16 protein-coding genes, 1 tRNA gene and 1 pseudogene are annotated in these 16,698 nt (G+C 55.0%); 13 read left to right on the top strand and 5 right to left on the bottom strand.

The genetic code is table 11. The features are described 5' to 3' along the window. Positions 1-119 precede the first annotated feature (119 nt). Both hisS and prfA read left to right on the top strand, forming a co-directional pair. The gene (gene hisS, locus FCN51_RS13685) at positions 120-1,370 is read left to right on the top strand and encodes a histidine--tRNA ligase (RefSeq protein WP_041632608.1); all 1,251 of its coding nucleotides are present in this window, start codon (positions 120-122) and stop codon (positions 1,368-1,370) included. Then, positions 1,367-2,425: a peptide chain release factor 1 gene (gene prfA, locus FCN51_RS13680; protein WP_160256189.1), complete on the top strand. Its 1,059-nt coding sequence runs from the start codon at positions 1,367-1,369 to the stop codon at positions 2,423-2,425. Before hisS ends, prfA begins: the two co-directional genes overlap by 4 nt. Here the strand turns inward: prfA and FCN51_RS13675 are convergent. After that, a complete protein-coding gene (locus FCN51_RS13675) occupies positions 2,422-2,886 on the bottom strand; it encodes a hypothetical protein (RefSeq protein ID WP_160256188.1) in 465 nt (154 codons plus the stop codon). The two genes, prfA and FCN51_RS13675, sit on opposite strands and share 4 nt — an antisense overlap. Before the next feature lie 37 nt (positions 2,887-2,923). On the opposite strand from FCN51_RS13675, the gene prmC reads away from it, so the two are divergent. Then, a complete protein-coding gene (gene prmC, locus FCN51_RS13670; RefSeq protein WP_160256187.1) occupies positions 2,924-3,802 on the top strand; it encodes a peptide chain release factor N(5)-glutamine methyltransferase in 879 nt (292 codons plus the stop codon). 259 nt (positions 3,803-4,061) lie between these two features. Next, positions 4,062-4,493, top strand: coding sequence for a DUF4167 domain-containing protein (locus FCN51_RS13665; RefSeq protein ID WP_012812863.1), 432 nt, complete (start codon positions 4,062-4,064; stop codon positions 4,491-4,493). 176 nt (positions 4,494-4,669) lie between these two features. On the opposite strand, the gene FCN51_RS13660 is transcribed toward FCN51_RS13665, so the two are convergent. Both FCN51_RS13660 and FCN51_RS13655 read right to left on the bottom strand, forming a co-directional pair. Continuing rightward, a tRNA-Met gene (locus tag FCN51_RS13660) sits at positions 4,670-4,744 on the bottom strand. Positions 4,745-4,843: 99 nt separating this feature from the next. After that, positions 4,844-5,365 carry an MlaD family protein gene (locus tag FCN51_RS13655; protein WP_012812864.1) on the bottom strand — a complete coding sequence of 174 codons (522 nt, stop codon included), beginning with the start codon at positions 5,363-5,365 and terminating at the stop codon, positions 4,844-4,846. A gap of 59 nt (positions 5,366-5,424) precedes the next feature. Here FCN51_RS13655 and FCN51_RS13650 point away from each other — a divergent pair, with 59 nt between their 5' ends. Both FCN51_RS13650 and FCN51_RS13645 read left to right on the top strand, forming a co-directional pair. Beyond that, a complete protein-coding gene (locus FCN51_RS13650) occupies positions 5,425-6,273 on the top strand; it encodes an undecaprenyl-diphosphate phosphatase (protein ID WP_003628757.1) in 849 nt (282 codons plus the stop codon). A gap of 15 nt (positions 6,274-6,288) precedes the next feature. Continuing rightward, a complete protein-coding gene (locus tag FCN51_RS13645; RefSeq protein ID WP_160256186.1) occupies positions 6,289-7,815 on the top strand; it encodes an amino acid permease in 1,527 nt (508 codons plus the stop codon). Here the strand turns inward: FCN51_RS13645 and FCN51_RS13640 are convergent, their stop codons facing one another. Together FCN51_RS13640 and FCN51_RS13635 are read right to left on the bottom strand one after the other, a co-directional pair. Further along, complete coding sequence (locus FCN51_RS13640) at positions 7,816-8,880, bottom strand: ATP-grasp domain-containing protein (protein WP_160256185.1); 1,065 nt, start codon at positions 8,878-8,880, stop codon at positions 7,816-7,818. It abuts the gene before it with no gap. Continuing rightward, on the bottom strand, positions 8,877-9,443 hold the full coding sequence (locus FCN51_RS13635; protein ID WP_003623501.1) for a DedA family protein: 567 nt from the start codon (positions 9,441-9,443) through the stop codon (positions 8,877-8,879). The genes FCN51_RS13640 and FCN51_RS13635 overlap by 4 nt, the downstream gene beginning before the upstream one ends. 228 nt (positions 9,444-9,671) lie before the next feature. Between FCN51_RS13635 and FCN51_RS13630 the strand changes: the two genes are divergently transcribed. The 7 genes and pseudogenes from FCN51_RS13630 to FCN51_RS13600 all read left to right on the top strand — a co-directional run. Beyond that, on the top strand, positions 9,672-10,667 hold the full coding sequence (locus tag FCN51_RS13630; RefSeq protein ID WP_160256184.1) for a lytic murein transglycosylase: 996 nt from the start codon (positions 9,672-9,674) through the stop codon (positions 10,665-10,667). After that, complete coding sequence (locus FCN51_RS13625; RefSeq protein WP_160256183.1) at positions 10,664-11,530, top strand: septal ring lytic transglycosylase RlpA family protein; 867 nt, start codon at positions 10,664-10,666, stop codon at positions 11,528-11,530. The genes FCN51_RS13630 and FCN51_RS13625 overlap by 4 nt, the downstream gene beginning before the upstream one ends. Before the next feature lie 6 nt (positions 11,531-11,536). After that, the gene (locus FCN51_RS13620; protein WP_124305966.1) at positions 11,537-12,757 is read left to right on the top strand and encodes a D-alanyl-D-alanine carboxypeptidase family protein; all 1,221 of its coding nucleotides are present in this window, start codon (positions 11,537-11,539) and stop codon (positions 12,755-12,757) included. A 3-nt stretch (positions 12,758-12,760) separates the two neighbouring features. Then, positions 12,761-13,405, top strand: a complete 645-nt coding sequence (gene tmk / locus FCN51_RS13615) for a dTMP kinase (protein ID WP_160256182.1) — start codon at positions 12,761-12,763, stop codon at positions 13,403-13,405. 4 nt (positions 13,406-13,409) lie between these two features. Next, the gene (locus FCN51_RS13610; protein ID WP_003623513.1) at positions 13,410-14,354 is read left to right on the top strand and encodes a DNA polymerase III subunit delta'; all 945 of its coding nucleotides are present in this window, start codon (positions 13,410-13,412) and stop codon (positions 14,352-14,354) included. Next, positions 14,351-15,889: a methionine--tRNA ligase gene (gene metG / locus FCN51_RS13605; RefSeq protein WP_160256181.1), complete on the top strand. Its 1,539-nt coding sequence runs from the start codon at positions 14,351-14,353 to the stop codon at positions 15,887-15,889. The genes FCN51_RS13610 and metG overlap by 4 nt, the downstream gene beginning before the upstream one ends. Beyond that, a pseudogene (locus FCN51_RS13600) lies at positions 15,889-16,698 on the top strand (TatD family hydrolase); the annotation flags it as partial. The gene metG and the pseudogene FCN51_RS13600, both read left to right, overlap by 1 nt.

The raw sequence follows: 16,698 nt of genomic DNA, 5'->3' as shown, positions 1-16,698 counted from the left end.
CAACATTCTTTCCCTGCTTTGCGCCCAAAGGTGCGGGCAGGGGCAGACGTGCCATTTAAACAGCAAAAAACACCACGCCAGCCAAGGTGACGGGTGCCGTGGTGTGGGAATATGTATTCGTGAGCAGCATTCAGCCCGTAAGAGGAACGCACGACCTTATTGGAGAAGACCAGCGCCGCCATGCGCATGTGGTACACACAGCGCGCCGGATTGCAGGTGTTTACGGGTTTGATGAATGGGCAACCCCGATTTTTGAAGATACGCGGGTTTTCTCTCGCTCCTTGGGGGATACGTCCGATGTTGTTTCCAAGGAAATGTATTCCTTCAGTGATCGGGATGGTGAAAGCCTGACATTGCGGCCAGAAGGCACGGCAGCCATTTGCCGGGCTTTGGTGACCAATGCGCTTACGCAGTCTCTTCCACAGAAAGTGTTTTATGCTGGCCCCATGTTCCGGCATGAACGGCCCCAGAAAGGGCGGTATCGCCAGTTCCACCAGATTGGCGCAGAGCTTCTGGGCGCAGCAGAACCTCTGGCAGATGCAGAAGCCATTGCCATGGGATACGAAGTGCTTAAAGCCCTTGGTATTGCGGATTACGTGACGCTGGAACTGAACACGTTGGGTGATGCCGCCAGCCGTGATGCATGGCGTGATGCTCTGGTGGCTTATTTTTCTGCTCATAAAGACAAACTGTCTGAAGACAGCCTGACCCGCTTGGAAAAGAACCCGCTGCGTATTCTGGATAGCAAGGATGCAGGCGACAAGGTTCTGGTGGCAGATGCGCCCATGATGGCGGAATTTCTTACGCCAGAAGCCCGCGCGTTCTGGGATGATCTGCGCAATAAGCTGGATGTGTTTGGCATTGCCTACACCGTAAACCCCAGCATTGTGCGCGGGTTGGATTACTATAACCACACCACGTTTGAATTCGTCACCAACCGCTTGGGGTCTCAGGGCACGGTGTTGGCCGGTGGCCGGTATGATGGCTTGGTAAAGCAGATGGGTGGCCCGGAAGTGCCAGCTATTGGTTGGGCTGCAGGTATTGAGCGCCTGTCCATGCTGCTGGAGCAAGTGCCTGCAGCGCCGCGCTCGGTTGTGCTGGTTCCCGTTGGCACGCCGGATGAAAGCGCAGTTGTGCAGATTTTGCAGGGTTTGCGCGGGCAAGGCGTAAGAACAGAAATTGGCTATAAGGGCTCGCTGCGCAAACGCATGGAGCGTGCAGGTAAGCAGAACGCCAGCCACGTTCTTTTTCTTGGGGAAGATGAACTGGCCAAAGGTCTGTTCCGTGTGAAAAACATGGAAACAGGCACGGAGCAGGAAGTCTCTCGCGATACGCTGCTTTCTAAAGCGCAAGACGTATTTGCGGCATGAAGTTTGACGAACGGTTAGACCAGATTGTTAGCCGCGCGCTGGAACTGGAAGCGCAGCTGGCAAGCGGTCTGAATGGTGAGGCCTTTACGCAGGCCTCACGCGAGTATGCTGAAATCGAACCCGTTGTGGCGCGTATCAACGCCCTGCGCGAGGTGGAAGACGGTATTCAGCAAGCCGAGCAGCTTCTGGCAGATCCGGAAATGAAGGAACTGGCAGAGGCAGAGCTGGCCGAACTGCGTGAGCAACTTCCGCAGTTGCAAAAAGACGTGCGTCTGTCTTTGTTGCCAAAAGATGTGGCAGATGCGCGCAGTGCTATTCTGGAAGTGCGCCCCGCAGCAGGGGGCGATGAAGCTGGCCTGTTTGCTGCCGAACTGTTTGATATGTACCGCCGCTATGCCGACCTGAATGGCTGGCGCTTTACCGTTATGGATTATGACGAAAGCGAGCTAGGCGGCCTGCGCGAAGGTATTGCCGAAATTAACGGTAAAGGCGTGTTTGCGCGATTGAAGTATGAATCTGGCGTGCACAGGGTGCAGCGTGTGCCAGCTACGGAAAGTCAGGGTCGTATCCATACATCCACGGTTACGGTGGCTGTATTGCCGGAAGCCGAAGAAGTGGATGTGGAGGTTAACGAAACAGATCTGCGGGTAGATGTGTTTCGGGCTTCTGGCGCGGGTGGGCAGCACGTGAATAAAACAGAAAGTGCCGTGCGCCTTACCCATATGCCCAGCGGCATTGTGGTTTCCATGCAGGAAGAAAAAAGCCAGCATAAAAACCGCGCCAAGGCCATGAAAATTCTGCGGGCCCGTTTGTATGAGCGTGAAAGAGCGCAGGCCCATGCCAACCGGGCGGCAGACAGACGCTCTCAGGTGGGTACGGGTGATAGATCAGAACGTATTCGCACCTATAACTTCCCGCAGGGGCGTGTCACAGACCATCGGATCAACCTGACACTTTATAAAATTGATCGTGTCATGTTGGGGGAACTGGATGAGTTTGTGGATGCCCTCACGCAGGAAGAACAGGCAGTATTGCTGGCGGCTGAAGGTTTTTAACTGATAGGTGCGGCACATACGCCAGAGCGGCCGGGGTGATGCTCTGCCGCTTCTGGCGCATTGAGGTCTGTTAAAAAGAATTCGGTAAAATTGTCAGAACCCAAGGCATAAAAATGGTGGCCATCAGGGTTGTGGAGCGTGCCATCGCTATCCACCTCATGGGTTTCTACCCGCCCTTCGGGGGAGCGAATGGTGATTTCACCGCATAAGGTATAGGTGTGGTCTAACCGCCCCATAGGAGTGGTGATTTTAACCGTTTTTTCCTGATTTTTGTCATCCAGCCGGATTACGCTGACAAGTTTGCCATCCAGATAGATGCGTGAAACTTCTGAAATTTCAGCATCAGCCTTGCCGTCTGTTACCGTAAACTCACCTGCATACGCGTAGGAAAACGGCAGCATTGCCAAAAGGGCCAGCAGGCAGGTGGTTGTGTGCTGGATACGGTGGAAAAATTGGGGCATTGATGTCTAACCAGATCAATCCATCAAGGTTGCGTGCGTGAATACAGCAGAAAAAAAAGTTCCCTGCCAACCCATAGCGCAACTGTTGCGTGAGGGTGCGCAGCTTCTGGCGCAAGCTGGTATTGAAGGCCCGCGGCGGGAAGCGCGATTACTGCTTATTCATGCGCTTTCTCTTACGCCAGAGCAACTTCTGGCACGCTCCCCAACAGAAAACGTGCCGAGTGAGCCCTTTTTTTCTTACGTAAAGCGTCGCGCAGCACATGAGCCCTTTGCCTATATTACGGGCAGCAAGGGGTTCTGGAGTTTGGATTTGGCCGTGTCTCCAGCAAGCCTTGTGCCGCGTGGAGATACAGAAACACTTATTACAAGCCTTCTGGAATATCGACCGGATCAGACAGCAGCGTTGAATATTCTGGATTTAGGCACAGGCACAGGCTGTTTACTGCTGGCGGCGTTGGCCGAATACCCTAAGGCACATGGGGTAGGGGTGGATATTAACCCGCAAGCTGCCATTTTGGCGCACGCCAATGCACAACGTTGCGGTATGTCAGATCGCGCATTGTTTATGGCGGCAGAGTGGGATGCCGCTTTGGCGCCTGGCATGCGTTTTGATGTGGTGCTGAGCAACCCACCGTATATTCCTACCTCGGATCTGGCCAATCTTATGCCCGAAGTACGAGAGCATGAGCCCGTACGCGCGTTGGATGGTGGGGATGATGGGTTAGCTGCATACCGCTATATTTGCAGCCGTCTGCCGTTTTTGTTGGTGGATGGCGGGTTGGCTGTGCTGGAAATTGGCATAGGGCAGGAGGCCGCTTTACGCGCCTTGGCCAGCACCAATGCCTTGCGCCTGGTGGGTGTAAAAGCCGATCTGGCAGGCATTGCCCGCGCTGTGGTGCTGGAAAAACAGGCGTGAAAAATAACTTGGCTTTATGTGCCTAGGTTGCTACACTGTTCAAGCTTGCTTCTGTAGCAGATGTAAAAATCCAAAATTACTGCATCAGAAATTAAAGCAGCAAGGGGGCCTTTCATTTGGCAACACTTTAATATGTTGCCTTACATAAAGCCCATTCCGAAAAAACAATTCGGCCTTCACTCAGGAAGCATACCTTTTTAATACAGGACTGTTTCTTTATGCCAAAGTGCCCTGAACAGGAAAGCGCTGTGATAAACCCATGAACGTAAAACGGATGCGGACAAGAAACCATCGTTCCAACGGGAGCAATGGGAGTTCCCGACAACTGAATGGACAGATTCCGATGAACAGGAATCATGTTTTTGATAGTCATGGCCCGGATGTACGCGTGCGTGGCACAGCCCAGCAGCTTTTTGAAAAATATCTCCAGCTTGGCCGTGATTCCACAGGCAGCGGAGACCGCGTGGCAGCGGAAGGTTACTTCCAGCACGCTGAACATTACTTCCGTATCATGAATGCCATGGCGCAGGCTGCGCAGCAAAGCCAGCAGGAACGCGCAGAACGCCTTGCCGCCCGCCAGCAGCGTGCCGTTGCGCAGGCAAATGAGGAAGGTGAAAATCGGCAGGATCAGGACCCTCAGCCCGACGTTCGGGAAGAATCTGAGCCTCAGCCTGAACTTTCCGAAGGCTAAAAATCTTCAGATCCCTTGCTGCCCTGCTTCTGGTATCTGGAGGCGGGGTAGGCGAGGTATAATGGATTTGCTTGAAGGTATCTTCAGGCGACCATAGAGCTCTGCACAAAATGCAAAAACGACACAGCAAGCAGTAAGCTTGGTGTGGTTTTAGTGTATTGATTTTTAAGGAAAATTGGTAGCGGCGGAAGGATTTGAACCTCCGACCAAGGGATTATGATTCCCCTGCTCTACCACTGAGCTACGCCGCCATCATGTGATGGCGCTGATCTACCTGATTCTCCGTGATGTCGTCAACCCGGTTTGGCGTATTTTGTTATAAAAATAATCAGATAACAGAATATACGGGCTTATTGCCCCAGATTTCCGGCACCAAAGATGTAATTGCTCACCTGTTGCTCAAGGCTTGTAGGCTCCAGCGTATGTGTCAGCATGCCGTTGGGTGGCATTATGGTGGAGGATGTACCGGGTTCAATCATCAGCGCATTTTCGGATGAAAGCGTGGCGCTGCTGATTGTCAGCGTACTGTCCTGCGGCAAATGCAGGGCGCCATCCAGTGTAAAATGCACAAAGGCCATTTGGGTGGCTGGGTCCAGCGTGATGGAAGACACGCGGCCGACTTTCACGCCTGCAATATCTACATCCGCACCGCGTTCCAGCCCGTTGGCAGAAACAAAGCGGGCAGAAAGGGCATAGCTATCTGTGCCTGGAGATTTCTGGGTGCCATGCGCATAAACGGCAAAACCCAGCGTGGCTGCCAGAACTGCTCCGCTAAAAAGACACGCGCCTGCACGGTTTTGCCTGCTCATGGGTGTGTTTTCATCCCGAATAATGATGTTGTGACACAAGATTAGCATGAATCCTTGCAGCATGGTGGCGCATGGTGCAAGGACAGGCAGCAAAGTTGTGCCAGCGTGGGTTGTAACTGCATATGTCGTTTCTTCAGGCTATCATTATCGCTCTTCTTCAGGGAGCAACAGAACTCTTTCCCGTAAGTAGCCTTGGACATGCTGTTATTCTGCCGGCGTTGTTCCATTGGTCGTACGATCCACATGATCCGGCGTTTCTGCCATTTCTGGTCATGCTGCATTTGGGTACCTCTGTGGCGCTGCTGGTTTTTTTCTGGAAAGACTGGCTGGCCATCTTCAAGGGGGCCAGTGGCAGTTGCGGCCAGCGTATGCAAATGGAAAGCCTACACATTCTGTGGCTGCTTATTGTGGCCACCATTCCCGCTGTTGTGGTGGGCGGGCTGTTTGAGCACTTCCTGCGCAATCTGTTTGGTTCTGCTTCTTCGGCTGCCATCTTTCTGTTTTTGAATGGCTTGCTTTTGCTGGTGGTGGAACGGTTGCGCAGCAGTGTGGTGCGTAAAAACGTGAATTCTGTTGCCAGCATGACATCGCGCGATGCGGTTATTATCGGCCTGTTTCAGTGCCTTGCATTTTTTCCGGGGCTTTCGCGTTCTGGCGCAACCATCTGCGGTGGCCTGCTGCGTGGTTTGCACCATGATACGGCAGCACGCTTTTCCTTTCTGATGGCACAGCCAGTTATTCTGGCCGCCACGGTGCGTGAGGCCTTCAAGATGCGGCATCTGGACCTGCAACCGGGCCAGATGCGCATTGCCTTGGTAGCAGCTGTTGTCTCTGGTTTAACCGCACTGTTCAGCACGGCTTTTCTGATGCGGTATTTCCGTGATCACGACAGATGGGCACTTTCTCCTTTTGCCTGGTACTGCATGGGCGTAGGCGGTATTGCGACCATTCTGTTCCATTTTATGCACTGATCCAGAAATAGTCTGATGGGAGATCTTTCTGGTTCGTCGCGGCGCAAGTCCTTACAGCGTATTGAAAAGGAAAACAGCACCCAACGCCTGAGCAGAACACTGGGGCCCTTGCAACTCACCATGTTGGGTGTGGGCTCCACCATTGGCGCTGGCATTTATGTCATGACAGGTACGGCCGCCGCCAATTATGCGGGGCCATCCATCCTTCTGTCGTTTATTGTGGCCGGGGTTGCCTGTCTTTTTACGGCTCTTTCCTATGGGGAGCTGGCATCTTCCATGCCAGTTTCTGGCTCTGCCTACACGTATGCTTATGTTTCTATGGGGGAACGCTGGGCATGGGCTGTGGGTTGGCTGCTGTTGCTGGAATACGGCATTTCCTGCGCAGGGGTGGCGGCTGGGTTTTCCGGGTATGCGGTCAGCCTTCTGCAAGATTTTGGCGTGCATGTGCCCGCTGCGTTTTCCACCACCACGCTACAAGTTGCGTTTGAAGGGGCATCCCGCCACGTTGCTGCGGGCTGGCGGATGGATGCCGTAGGCGCTTTTTCTATTCTGGCAGTGTCTTTGCTTCTGGTTTTAGGGGTTCGGGAATCCTTCAAAATCAACGCGCTGATTGTTTTTCTCAAAGTGGGTGTTCTGGCGCTGTTTGTGGCGCTGGGCGTGTGGGAAGTGCACCCATCTTACTGGACGCCGTTTGTTCCCAAATACGAAGGTGGTTTTCGGTTTGGCTTCCCCGGTATTTTCCGCGCCGCATCGGTTATCTTTTTTGCGTATGTAGGGTTCGAGGCTGTTTCCACTGCGGCGGGAGAGGCACGAAACCCTCGGCGAGATGTACCTGTTGGCATTGTGCTCTCGCTTATCATCTGCACGGTTGTGTACATGATTGTGGCTGCCGTGCTGATAGGCGTGGTGCCGTGGCAGACGCTGGATGTGGCAGACCCGCTGGCTATAGCCGTTAATGCCATGCATCAGCCGTGGCTGGCTTTGTTTGTAAAGCTGGGGGCCGTTATTGGCCTGTGCTCTGTGCTGATGGGCCTTTTATATGCCCAAAGCCGCATCTTTTTTGCCATGGCGGAAGATGGGCTGTTGATGCCGATGTTCAGCAAGCTGCATCCGCGTTTTCAAACGCCGTGGATTGGCAGCATTGTGTTGGGCCTTGGGGTGGCGCTGGCTACCGCCACGTTGCCGATTGATATTATTGGTGATCTGGTCAGCCTCGGCACAGCCGTGGCTTTTGGCATTGTGTGCTTTACCGTTATCTGGGTGCGCAACAAGGCGCCGGAAATTCCGCGTCGTTTCAGTGTGCCGTGGGGCGGCTTTACCGTGCGCGGAATTTGGTTGGGCTATGTGCCGCTTTTGGGAATTTTCTTTTGCGCAACCATGGTGGCGCCGCTTTGCGTGGATATGATTCTGGCCCTGTATAAGGGTGACCCCATACCGTTGCTGCTGCTGCTTGCTTATGCCGGCATAGGGTGGGCCAGTTATCGGTTTTATGGTCACGTCCATTCCCGCCTGGGGCGGGAACAGCGTGAAAAAGCCAAATAATCAGTCGTTCAACGGGTAGGAAGCCAAAAGCCGCTTCTGGCGCTGCCATAGGCGCACGCCTTCCCACAAATTGGTGGGAGACCAGCCAGCCTTCTTCTTTTTGGCGCCAATGCGGAAGCTTTCCCGGTAATGATGGAACTGGGCTGCATAGGCTTCACGCAGCGTGGTGCGGGAATCCCAGATATGGATGGCTTCTGAACCTACGCCGTTGATTTCGATAATCTCAAAATCCTTGCCTTCACGTAGCGCTTCGGCAGAACGGAACTTCACATCAATACGCCCGAAATGAAAATCGGGAATATCCTGCATAATGGCATCAATCTGGCGCGTGAGTTCTGGCGTAATGTCGGCCTTGCCGTTGCGGAAAATGGCTCCTTTGCAATGGTTACCCGCAAATACCAGCTCCAGTTCATCACCATCCGGCAAAACTTCGTGCAGGCAGTGGGTCAGGCGCGGGGTATAGATGTGGAGCACTTTGCTGGTGCGGCTATCTTTTTGCAACAATTGCAGCACCGTATCGCGCCCATTCCCGCGCAGGGCCGGAATATCCTTGTAAGTGAGGGATGAAATTTCCCCCATCGGGCTGTCAGGGTGACGAATATAAAACAGTCCGGCTTCGTGCTTCCACGGAATTAGCTTTTGTATCACTAGCCGGATCTTGCGCGGGAAGGCGGCAAGGGCTGCTTTCAGTTCTTCTTCCGTCCGCACCAGTTTTACGCCGGTGCCATTGCACCCAATATCGGGCTTAACCACGACAGGTAGGGTGAGGCCCTTGGCCTGCATGGCTGTATGAGCACGAGCAAGATCATGCATGCCGGTTGGAAGCGTGACGTAAGGTGCAATCCAGCGTTTGGCATAATTGCCTGCCATATCCAGAATGCTGCTTTTGCTTTCACCGCACAGGCCGCCCGTTTCAATACGCGGGTTGGCGGCTGTGGGCAGGGTAACATCCCCATAGCGCAGGCCAAGCAGAATCCAGTATGCCACAACGGGCGTGTAAAAAACCCAACCAGGCCAGAATTCAAAAAGGGAGAGAGGAGAAGGCTGTTTTTCGGCCTGTGTCATGTCTTCTGTTTCTGTGCTCGGGCAATCAAACGGCCCATAAAGAAAATAACCAGCACAAACCCGGCCAGCCCAGCCCAGCGCCACGCGCCAAGATGATCCAGAATAAACCCACCAACATGGAGCGAAAGCGCAAAAAGCGCGGTTGTCCAGATAAGTGTGGCCAGAAATGTAGCGGCGGTAAATATAGGCAAACCCGCATTAAAAAAACCGCTTGCCGTATAAAGCGGCAACCGGGTGCCCGGAATAAAGCGGCTGACAAATACAACCCAGAACAGGTTTTTGGAAAGCCAGACTTTCTGGTTTTCCATCTGAGCCGTGTTCACCCACCTTTGGGCGGGTTTCCAACGCGCAGCCAGATAGCCCAAGCCGTAAAGCCCCACATCGCCTGTTACAATGCCAATATACAAAGCAATGAGTGCTGTAATGGGAGAGAGCGTATGGAGGTTAACCTGAATGGCCGTAATAACCGTAGCCGCATCTTCCAACACAAATGTAGCCAGAATGACGATAATAACCTGTGCAAGCGGGTAAGCGGCGGTAAGTTCCAGAAACTGATCCAGCAAAGAAGGGTATCTCTCTCCGGCCAGAACAGCACGGTCTTGAAGGTTTTAAGAGTGTGAGCAGGGCTCCAACAGGCTCTTTTGTGACAGTATTGTCAAGGGGTGGTGGCTGGTATTGGGGGATGTGGTGGTAAGCAAAAACAAGGAATAAAGAAGATGGCCTGACAAAGGCCTTATTCCACTATATTCTACGGTTTTGAATGTTACACAGATCAGAAGCGTGAAGCCTTAATGCTACGAAGAAAACTTCTTGTTGGTGGGGCTTCTGCTCTGTTCGCCACACCTGTATTGGCCCGCACCACTGCGGCGACAACCCCGCACCCCGCTGCTTCATCCAGTTACGCCACCTTTCTGGCAGGCGTGCGGCGTGAAGCCATAGGGCAGGGTATTTCTGCCTCTGTGGTGGATCAGGCGCTCGCACTTACCTCCCAGCCAAATGCCAAGGTGCTTAAGGCAGACCGGCATCAGCCAGAATTCACCCTGACATGGGCGCAATATAAAGATCGGGTTCTTACGGAAAAGAAAATTTCCGATGGGCTGGCGGCTGTTGGCCAACGTACAGCGCTGCTCAACCGTATCAGTTCCACATATGGCGTTGGTAAAGGGGCTATTGCAGGTATCTGGGGGCTGGAATCTGCTTACGGCACGCGCATGGGCACATTCCATGTGATCGATGCCCTGGCGACTCTGGCCTATGATGGCAGGCGTTCGGCTTTTTTCCGCTCAGAACTCATGAAGGCGCTGAGCATTCTGGGGCAGGGTGATATCACACCCGCAGGCATGCTGGGCAGCTATGCAGGGGCCATGGGGCAGCCGCAGTTTATGCCCAGCGCCTATTTGCGTTACGCAGCCAGTTACCCGGAAGGTGGGCGGCGCGATATCTGGCATAATGAAGCCGATGTTTTTGCCTCTATCGCCAATTATCTGGCCAAGTGCCATTGGCTGCCCGGCCAGCCGTGGGGTGAGGAAGTATTGCTGCCTGATACCATAACACAGGCACAAATTGGCCGTACGGCTGTGCATCCCATTTCATGGTGGGCGCAGCAGGGTGTGCGGCCACGCGCAGGGCAGTTTTCAAGCGCTGTGCAGGAAGGTGCCATTATCCGCCCGGATGGGGTGGGGGGTGAAGCCTTTATCGTCTATCATAATTTCAACGTGATCCGCCGCTACAACCCCTCCGATTTCTACGCGCTGGGTGTAGGGCTTCTTGGTGATGCAATAACGTGAAAAAACTCGCCCTTGTAGGGTGCCTGGCAGTTCTGGCCTGTTCGCGCCAGCAGCCCGTGGCACAGCAGGATCTGCATTATACAGTTGGGCCGGCATGGCAGGCCGGCGGCAAGTGGTTTTACCCGCGGGAAGACTTTGCATGGCAAGGCACGGGTTTGGCCGTAAGGGAACCTGCACAGGCAGAAGGGCATCTGACAGCGGATGGTGAGGTCTGGCATGCTGCCAGCATGACAGGCAGCCATCAGACGTTACAGCTACCCGCCGTGGTGCGCGTAACCAATCTGGATAACGGACGGCAGATTGTGATCCGCCTGAATGATCGTGGCCCGAATGACCCGGGACGCATGATCGGCCTTACCCCACGTGCCGCAGATTTGCTTGGCGTAGGTAAGGAGCCTGCACGTGTGCAGGTGGTGGAAGATGAAATGGCCAGCAGGCAGTTTGCCGAAGTTCTGCCCGGCGGCCCCATGTTGCAGATTAGTGCTGCTCCGCTGGAAAAAGTGCAGCAAACAGCATTAGGTAACGCGCCGGTGGATAGGCAGGGCCTTACAGTTCTGGCAGATAACACCACGCAGGAAACGCCTGCGCCGGGCAAGGTGGGGCTGGCAGATCTGCCAGCCACTGTTATGCAGGGCGCGCCTGTGTCCAGCATGCTGTGGGTGGAAACCATGGACTTTACATCCCGCTTGGCCGCTATGCGGCAGGCGGCGGCACAAGGTGCCAGCGTTCGGCCTGTGTTTTTGGGGCATAGCACAATGTGGGCTGTGCGCTACGGGCCTTTTACGACTATAAGCGAAGCAGATGCCGCCCTTAAGCGAGCACTTGCTACTGGTTTAACCGGATCTCATATCGTCGTCGAATAGGGAAAAATGTTGCAGACTCGACGGTTCTTACTCGCAGGGGGCGCTGCCCTTTTCTCTGGTGCCTATGCGCTTGATGCCATGGCACGGCCTCGCCACCACGGCGCGGCGGCCAAAGGTGCAGCACCTGCGGCGGCCCAGCCTGCTGTGCCGGGGGCGGATACACCCGCCACCACGCCCGTGGGGCCGGTGGACACACAGGCACGCTGGGCCTGCATTCTGGATTACAATAGCGGTGCCACACTGCTTGAGAAAAATGCAGATGAGCGCATGCCCCCATCATCCCTTACCAAGATGATGACGGCATACGTCACATTTGGCATGCTCAAATCTGGCCGCCTGAAGTTGGATCAGATGTTGCCCGTAAGTGAACGCGCATGGCGTATGCAGGGTTCACGCATGTTTGTGCCTTTGGGCCAAAGCGTGAGCGTGCAGGATCTTATTCAGGGCATGGTCATCCAGTCCGGTAATGATGCCTGTATTGTTATTGCAGAAGGCATTTCCGGCTCGGAAGAACAGTTTGTGGCGCTGATGAACGATACAGCCACCAAGCTGGGGCTAACCAATTCGCACTTCATGAACGCAACCGGATGGCCGGCAGAAAATCATTACATGTCTGCGCGGGATGTGGCCTATCTGGCCCTGCGTCTGATTCATGATTTCCCGGAATACTACCACTTCTTCTCGGAAAAAGAATTCCTGTTTAACAAAATCAGGCAGGAAAACCGGAACTCTCTGGTAGTCAAAGGTTTGGCCGATGGCCTGAAAACCGGCCACACAGATGCAGGTGGTTTTGGCCTGTGCGCATCTTCCGAGCGCGAAGGGCGGCGTGTGGTGCTGGCTGTTAACGGCCTGCCTTCTTCCGCAGCCCGTGGGCGGGAAGCTGAGCGCCTGATGGGCTGGGCTTTTGCCAATTTTGAAACCGCACAGATTGTCAGCAAAGGCGATGTGCTGGAGCAGGCGCCCGTATGGATGGGCGTGACCCAGACAGTGCCGCTGGTGGCTGCGCAGGATTTCAAAATCCTTCTGCCACATGGTTGGCGCAACGGCACGCATCTGGCGCTGGACTATAACGGCCCGATTATTGCGCCTGTGCAGGCTGGGCAGATTGTGGGGCAGCTTACAGTGGCGCTCCCCGGTGGGCGGCAGGCCAGTATTCCGGTGCAAGCTGGGCAGAGCGTGCCTGCACTGGGCTTTTTGGGGCGGGCTGCACGTCGGCTGCACCTGTAATCCATGGCTTGTGGTATGTTCATAACGTTGGAAGGCGCAGAAGGGGTGGGAAAGTCCACCCAGCTGCGGCTTTTGAAGGAAAATCTGGAAGCACAGGGCCAGAAAGTTCTGGCCACGCGTGAGCCGGGCGGGTCTGCCGGGGCGGAAGATCTGCGCCAGCTTTTGCTTTTTGGTAAAAATCCGCTCTCTGCCCGAGCAGAAATTCTTACCCATTTTGCCGCACGGTATGATCACGTTGATCAGGTCATTCTGCCCGCCCTCAAGGCCGGGCAGATTGTGCTGTGTGATCGCTTTACCGATTCCACTATGGCATATCAGGGATATGGGCGCGCCAATGGTGATCCGGCTATTTTAAGCCTGATTGAAACATTGCAAAAACAGCTTGGTTTACAGCCAGATGTAACCTTTCTGCTGCAAGCGCCACGCGCTATCTCCCGCCAACGTCTGGCTGCGCGTGGTGCGCCAACAGACAGGTATGAACAGGCGGATGAGGATTTTCATGCCCGTTTGGCAGATGGGTTTGCACATATCGTCAGGGCCGAGCCGCAACGGGTGGTGGTGGTGGATACTTCCGTCTATTCGGCAGAGCAGGTGAATGCCCAGATTCTGAAAGATATCCAGGCCCGTCTGGCCCATGCCGAGGGCTGAGGGCGTGCAGGAGCCGCGCTTGGCATCTTTGCAACTGCGTGGGCATCAGGCTGCTTTGCAGGCGTTTCGGCAGGCCATGCAGGGTGGGCGCTTGCCCCATGCGTGGCTGATTACGGGGCCACCGGGCATTGGTAAGGCCACCTTCGCGTTCCGGCTGGCACGTATATTGCTGGGCGGGGAGGATGAACTGAGCCCCGCTGGGCGGCGTGTTTCTGCCGCCACTCATGCAGATTTGCTGGTGGTTGCGCGTGGGTTTGATGAAAAACGCCAGAAATACCGCAGCGAGATTGTGGCCGATGATGTGCGCCCCATTAACTCCTTTTTGCGGCGCACAGCGGCAGAAGGCGGGTGGCGCGTTGTGATTGTGGATGGCGCAGAGTACATGAACCGCAGTGCGGCCAACGCCGTGCTGAAAATTCTGGAAGAGCCACCACCCGCTACGGTATTGTTGTTAACCTGTTCTGCTCCGGGGCGGCTTTTGCCCACCATCCGTAGCCGATGCCGCAAGTTGGAACTTGCCCCGCTGGATGCGGCAGATATGTCTGCCGTGCTGCGGGCACAGGCTCCAGAGGCTTCGGATACAGAAATACAGCGTGTTATGGCAGAAGCCCACGGCGCGCCGGGGCGTGCTCTGGCGTTGCTGGCAGATAAGGGTGGTGAAATTGCCAGCCTTGTGCACGAAGTGGTGCAGGGTATTACGCCATTACGCAGCTATGAGGTTGCAGAAACCATTTTACGCAGGGATTATGGTTTCAGTCTGTTTTTCAGCCTGTTATCAGACACACTCCAGATACAGGCCCGTCAGGCGGCGCGGCAGGGCAACCCGCAATGTGTGGCCTTGGCCAATGCGTGGGAAGCCACCATGCGCAAGCACGCCGAGACGGAACGCTTTAATCTGGATAAACAGGAAGCCCTGCTTGAAGCTATGACGATTGCGAGCCGAGAATGACCCGTCGTTTCTATGTAACTACGCCCATCTATTACGTGAACGGAGCGCCCCATATCGGCCACGCTTACACGTCTATCGCTGCGGATGTGATGGCCCGCTTTCATCGTCTGGCAGGGGATGAGGTCTTCTTTCTGACGGGCACGGATGAGCACGGCCAGAAGGTGGAACAGGCCGCGCAGGCCAATGGCACGGATGCCAAAAGTTTTGCGGATAAGGTTTCGGCCGATTTCCGCAACATGGCCGATGCCATGAACATCTCTTATGATGATTTCATCCGCACCACAGAACCACGCCACATTACCAGCACGCAGGCATTGTGGAAGAAAGTGGCTGATAACGGGGCCATTTATCTGGGCGCGTATGAGGGCTGGTACGCTCTGCGTGATGAATGCTTCTACGGTGAAGATGAACTGGTGCCCGGCCCGGACGGCAAAAAGGTTGCCCCCACAGGTGCGCCGGTAGAATGGGTGAAGGAACCCTCTTACTTCTTCAAGCTGTCCGAGTATCAGGATCGGCTGCTGGAGCTGTATGAAAACAACCCGGATTTTCTGGGGCCACACGGCGCGCGGAACGAGATTGTCAGCTTTGTGAAGCAAGGCCTGCGCGATCTTTCCATCAGCCGTACCAGCTTCAAATGGGGCATTCCCGTTCCGGGTGATGATAAGCACGTTATGTACGTGTGGTTTGATGCACTCGCTAACTATCTGAGCGCTCTGGGCTACCCGGATACCAGCGCGCCGCGCATGGCGTTCTGGCCTGCCAACCTGCATCTGGTCGGCAAGGATATTGCGCGCTTCCATGCCGTTTACTGGCCTGCCTTCCTTATGGCCGCCGGTATTGAACTGCCGCGCAAGGTGTTTGCCAACGGCTGGTGGACCATTGAAGGCCAGAAGATGAGCAAATCTCTGGGCAATGTGGTGGACCCGCGTGATCTGGTGAAAGAATTTGGGCTGGATGCAGTTCGCTTCTTCCTGCTGCGTGAAGTGCCTTTTGGCGGGGATAGTGATCTTTCCCGCAAGGCGCTGATTATGCGCAACAATGTGGAACTGGCGAATGATCTGGGTAATCTGGCCCAGCGCACGCTTTCTCTGGTAGCGCGCAACTGCGGTGGTATTCTGCCTGAACGGCGTGAGCTGACAGAGGAAGATACCCATCTGCTGGGGCAGGTGATGGTGCTGCCCGATCTGCTGAAATCTCAGATTGAGCGGTGCGCCCTTACAGATGCGCTGGAAGATGTGTGGAAGGTTATCCGCGCCTGCAACGCATATATCGATCATCAGGCCCCGTGGGCGCTGCGTAAAACAGACCCCGAACGCATGAAGGACGTGCTGCGCGTGTTGGTGGATGCCCTGCGTGGTATTGCCACCATGCTCCAGCCTTTCATGCCGCAGAGCATGGAGCGCATGCTGGACCAGCTTGCTGTTACGGCAGAAGAACGTAGCTTTGCCGCGCTGGAAATGCCACTGCCCGGTGGACGTCAGCTTCCGGCACCGCAGGGCATCTTCCCCCGCTATGTTGAGCCCGAACAGGCATAATGATGACAGAGGACAGTAAAAAGCTGGCAGGGTTAATAGATTCTCACTGCCATCTTGATCATTTTTCAGCCGAGGAAATGCCAGAACTGCTTGAGGCCGCCAAAGAGGCGGGCTTGAGCGGGATGGTTACTATCGGTACCCGCTTGGCCCGTGCTCCAGAACAAAAGGCTCTGGCCAAGCTGAATACGCCAGATATGCGCCTATGGTGCACCGTTGGCACACATCCGGACCACGTGGAGGAAGAGCCTCTGCCCAGCGTTGCGGATATTGTGGCCATTGCTGATGTGCCTGAAGTGATTGGTATTGGTGAAACCGGGCTGGATTACTTCCACGGCAAGGAAGACGTGCGCCCGCTCCAGCACGAATATTTTCGCCAGCATATTCGTGCCGCGCGGGAACTGGATGTGCCGGTTATCATCCACGCCCGTCAGGCGGACGAAGATGTGGCCACAATTTTAGAGGAAGAACATGCAAAGGGGGCTTTCCCCATTTTGCTGCATTGTTTTGCCTCTGGCCCGGAACTGGCGCAACGTGTGGTCAATCTGGGCGGGTATGTCAGTTTTTCTGGTATCGCCACATTTCCGAAATGCGATGAAATCCGGGCTGTTGCGCGCGATCTTCCGGCAGATCGCATTGTGGTGGAAACGGATTCTCCCTACCTCGCGCCCGTGCCAAAGCGCGGCAAGCGTAATCAGCCTGCTTTTGTGGCGCACACGGCAGCCCGAATTGCGCAGGAACGCGGCATGGAACTGCCAGATTTTACACGCATGACCACCGAGAATTTCTACCGGTTATTCCGCAAGGCAGTG

The sequence above is a fragment of the Acetobacter pasteurianus genome (genome assembly GCF_009914215.2).
GTDB lineage: Bacteria > Pseudomonadota > Alphaproteobacteria > Acetobacterales > Acetobacteraceae > Acetobacter > Acetobacter pasteurianus.
This window is presented reverse-complemented; position numbering and strand designations above follow the sequence as displayed.

Bases quoted from the DNA above. Each gene is read 5' to 3' on its own strand.
- prfA (WP_160256189.1), top strand. From the start codon at position 1,367: ATGAAGTTTGACGAACGGTTAGACCAGATTGTTAGCCGCGCGCTGGAA.
- FCN51_RS13675 (WP_160256188.1), bottom strand. From the start codon at position 2,886: ATGCCCCAATTTTTCCACCGTATCCAGCACACAACCACCTGCCTGCTG.
- FCN51_RS13665 (WP_012812863.1), top strand. From the start codon at position 4,062: ATGAACGTAAAACGGATGCGGACAAGAAACCATCGTTCCAACGGGAGC.
- FCN51_RS13655 (WP_012812864.1), bottom strand. From the start codon at position 5,365: ATGCTGCAAGGATTCATGCTAATCTTGTGTCACAACATCATTATTCGG.
- FCN51_RS13650 (WP_003628757.1), top strand. From the start codon at position 5,425: ATGTCGTTTCTTCAGGCTATCATTATCGCTCTTCTTCAGGGAGCAACA.
- FCN51_RS13645 (WP_160256186.1), top strand. From the start codon at position 6,289: ATGGGAGATCTTTCTGGTTCGTCGCGGCGCAAGTCCTTACAGCGTATT.
- FCN51_RS13640 (WP_160256185.1), bottom strand. From the start codon at position 8,880: ATGACACAGGCCGAAAAACAGCCTTCTCCTCTCTCCCTTTTTGAATTC.
- FCN51_RS13630 (WP_160256184.1), top strand. From the start codon at position 9,672: ATGCTACGAAGAAAACTTCTTGTTGGTGGGGCTTCTGCTCTGTTCGCC.
- FCN51_RS13620 (WP_124305966.1), top strand. From the start codon at position 11,537: ATGTTGCAGACTCGACGGTTCTTACTCGCAGGGGGCGCTGCCCTTTTC.
- tmk (WP_160256182.1), top strand. From the start codon at position 12,761: ATGGCTTGTGGTATGTTCATAACGTTGGAAGGCGCAGAAGGGGTGGGA.
- metG (WP_160256181.1), top strand. From the start codon at position 14,351: ATGACCCGTCGTTTCTATGTAACTACGCCCATCTATTACGTGAACGGA.